An 827-nucleotide genomic window follows, 5' to 3' on the forward strand; every position below is an offset into this window, starting at 1 on the left:
TTTATCGCAGATGTATTTCAACGAGCCTTCGGTGCAGTGATCGTGCTTATGCAGCGCCTCCAAAGTATCGGTTACCGCCGCCAACCAAGGCATCATTTTTTCCTCTTCTGAGCCTGGTAAGAAGCCAATCGACTCACCAATGTCTGGCGTGTTACGCGTGACGATGATTTTATCAAACATGCCTTTTTCAATAGTTTGCTCGAGCGCAGCTGCCATAGCCAATAGCGTTTTACCGCTACCCGCCGCACCAGTGAGGATCACCAAATCAATGTCAGGGTCGAGCAGGGCATCGAGTGCCATGGCCTGATAAATGTTTTTTGGTGTGATGTCCCAAGCTCGGCGGTGCATCATGCGTTCTCGGCTTAGGTCGAGTAGGGTTAGCTTGTCTTCATTGATGGTTTCAACGCGGCCTGCAAAATCGCTGTCTTCATCAATGACGTATTGGTTGATGAACGTTGGGTCAAAAGGCTCACGACTGAGTTTGTGATAAGTTCTGCCACCCAACGCGTAGCTTTCAACTTCATCAATACCGCTCCAGAAATCGCCTTCTCGTTGCTGGAAGCCTTTAGTGAGGTATTGAATGTCGTCGATGAGTTGGTCGGTTCGGTAGTCTTCAACAAAGCGAACTCCGGCTCCTTTCGCGCGCAGACGCATGTTGATGTCTTTTGTGATAAGCACGACTTCTCGTGGTGCTCGTTTGTTTTGCAGATAAAGCACCGCGTTGAGAATACGGTTGTCACCGGCTTTGTCGGCGAAAGCTTTGACGGTTTCCTGCAATTCAAAATCCGCCAAAATGGAAATAGAGCCTTGGTCTGGTTTTTCTTTCG

General features: G+C 49.0%; 1 protein-coding gene. It reads right to left on the reverse strand.

What is annotated here, in order from left to right; translation table 11 throughout:
* On the reverse strand, nucleotides 1–827 hold an 827-nt coding region (locus R8N47_RS24460), incomplete at both ends, for a PhoH family protein (RefSeq protein WP_318186010.1).

The sequence above is a fragment of the Vibrio sp. 2132-1 genome (assembly GCF_033344315.1).